This is a genomic window from Lachnospira pectinoschiza (assembly GCF_020564355.1).
GTDB lineage: Bacteria > Bacillota > Clostridia > Lachnospirales > Lachnospiraceae > Lachnospira > Lachnospira intestinalis.
In genome coordinates this window covers 1-339 of record NZ_JAJCRR010000057.1, presented here as the reverse complement: position 1 = coordinate 339, position 339 = coordinate 1, and the positions used below count along the sequence as shown (strand labels likewise).

Sequence of the window (339 nt, the reverse complement as noted above, 5' to 3'; positions counted from 1 at the left end):
AATTATTCTGGTGGCGATGCGCTTAGGGGAAACACCCGTTCACATCCCGAACACGATGGTTAAGCCTTAAGCGGCCGATGATACTATACTGGAGACGGTATGGGAAAGCAGGTGGCTGCCAGATTATTAAAAAAATAACTTTTAAGAAAACAAGTAAAAGTCTTAAAGGTTTACATAAACGCCTGACTGGCGATGAGATAGCAGAAAAGATAAAAAGATTTCTGTTACCTGATGACTGGTCAGACAGTCACGCAGAGTAAAATCTGTGCCTGTTCTTTGAAAACTGCATATTAAAATATCTAATAAACATATCAATGTTTAGACATCCGAGGTGCGGTA

At 39.8% G+C, this 339-nt stretch carries 1 rRNA gene; it reads left to right on the top strand.

Going from position 1 to position 339, the window contains the following annotated elements:
* The first annotated feature begins 6 nt into the window (after positions 1–6).
* A 5S ribosomal RNA gene (rrf, locus tag LI288_RS14230) occupies positions 7–124 on the top strand.
* Positions 125–339: the final 215 nt, after the last annotated feature.